This window comes from Arthrobacter sp. P1_A5, from assembly GCF_056406825.1.
In genome coordinates this window covers 1-1,397 of the sequence record NZ_JBFTZL010000343.1, presented here as the reverse complement: position 1 = coordinate 1,397, position 1,397 = coordinate 1, and the positions used below count along the sequence as shown (strand labels likewise).

Genomic DNA, 1,397 nt, shown 5'->3' with positions numbered 1-1,397 from the left:
CCCGGTGCCAGCGGCGTTGAACGGCTGGGTCCGCTGCGGCTGGTGACCTTCGCAGGCGGCAGAGGCTTCGTGACCTATCAGAACCTCGATGGGGCCAACGCCCGGACGATCGCGCAGTGGGTGGCCGAAGCGCTCGCGTTTTACCGCAGCGATCCCGCGATCGTGCGGGTCGAGTGGAAAACCCGCGGCCACGATCATGCACCCGGACTCCACGGGGCACTGCTCGACAACGGATTTGAGCCCGATGAKACCGAGTCGATCATGATCGGACCGGCAAACGCGTTGAATGCGGACGTGCAGCTCCCGCCCGGCGTCAGCCTGCGGCCGGTGAGCGCAGAACGGGACATCCGCGCCATGAGCGCGATGCAGGACGAGGTTTTCGGCGTTGACGTCTCCGACGGCAACGCCGACGCAATCCTGCAACGCATGGCGCGCGATGACGGCATGGAACTGTGGGTGGCCGAACACGAAGGACTGATCGTGAGCGCGGGCCGCCTCGAGCCGGTGCCGGGTACGGAATTCGCGGGCATCTGGGGCGGGGCGACGCGTCCAGAATGGCGTGGCCAGGGTATCTACCGGGCCCTCACCGCCGCCCGGGCCCGGGCCGCGCTGGCGCTCGGGAAGAAACTCATCCACAGTGACTCGACTGAATATTCGCGACCGATCCTGGAACGCTATGGATTGCTGCGAGTCTCAACGACCACCCCGTACCGGTGGCGGCGCTGAGGGCCCAATTGCACTGGCGCGGTGCGTCCTAGCCCCCGGGATGGAAGGCCGCCGGCGGTCCGGGGAACGGTCCGCCCATGCCCTCAGAGCCGTCTCCGGCGCCGCTGCCGAGGAGGCTTCGGGTGAGCGCGGCGCTGTCGGCCATCAGGTCATCCACAGCCTTCTGAAGATGATGGTCCGCCACCGGCGCGCCGTCCAATGCGCCGGCAACGACCGCGCGGCGGACGAGTTCGCGTGCGAACGAGGCGGTGGTTCCTTCGGTGCGGGCGGCGGCGTCTTCAATCGAGCTCGGGCTGAGGGGAATACTGCGGGCATACAGTGTGATCAGCGCAACCCGCTCCGCCCGGGCAGGCATAGGAATTTCCACGGCCAGGTCCACACGGCCGGGACGCTGGGCCAAGGCGCGTTCCAACATGTCCACGCGGTTGGTGGTGAGGACGAACGCCACGTCCGCGTCGCTGGCCAAACCGTCCATGGCGTCCAGCACCTCGAATAGCAGCGGCTGTGGTCCGTGCCCGAAGCTGCGGTCCTCGGCGATGAGGTCGCAGTCCTCAAGGACGACGATGGAGGGCTGCAGCGCCCTGGCCATGGTGGCGGCTTCTGAGATCCTGGCGAGCGATCCTCCCGAAAGAAGGATTGCTGTGACACCTTCGCTCCGGCTCAACAAATAC

The 1,397-nt window shown here is 67.3% G+C and carries 2 protein-coding genes; one reads left to right on the top strand and one right to left on the bottom strand.

The genetic code is table 11. The annotated features are described in order from the left end of the window. A partial coding sequence (locus AC1D1S_RS21135; RefSeq protein ID WP_476995444.1) for a GNAT family N-acetyltransferase occupies nucleotides 1-726 on the top strand: 726 nt, incomplete at its 5' end. Between the two features lie 28 nt (nucleotides 727-754). On the opposite strand, the gene AC1D1S_RS21130 is transcribed toward AC1D1S_RS21135, so the two are convergent. Further along, nucleotides 755-1,397: AAA family ATPase (locus AC1D1S_RS21130; RefSeq protein ID WP_476995443.1), on the bottom strand; the 643-nt coding region annotated here is incomplete at its 5' end.